The organism is Arthrobacter sp. PsM3 (genome assembly GCF_030433895.1).
GTDB lineage: Bacteria > Actinomycetota > Actinomycetes > Actinomycetales > Micrococcaceae > Arthrobacter.
The window spans coordinates 1-231 of record NZ_JARUXE010000181.1 but is presented as its reverse complement, the minus strand read 5'-3'; the positions used below and the strand labels follow the sequence as shown (position 1 = coordinate 231).

Genomic DNA, 231 nt, shown 5'->3' with positions numbered 1-231 from the left:
CGCCAGCAACCCCGTGCACTGGCGGCCCTTCGGGGACGAGGCTTTTGCCTTAGCCGCCGCCCGCGATGTTCCGGTCTTACTCTCCGTCGGCTATGCGGCCTGCCACTGGTGCCACGTCATGGCCCCGGAATCCTTTGAAGACCCGGACCCCCCCGACTTCCTGAACGCCAACTTCATCGCCGTGAACGTGGACCGTGAAGAGCGCCCCGATGTGGACGCCGTCTACCAGGC

At 66.2% G+C, this 231-nt stretch carries 1 protein-coding gene; it reads left to right on the top strand.

Going from position 1 to position 231, the window contains the following annotated elements; translation table 11 throughout:
* On the top strand, window positions 1–231 hold a 231-nt coding region (locus QCD75_RS22100; protein ID WP_301231661.1), incomplete at both ends, for a DUF255 domain-containing protein.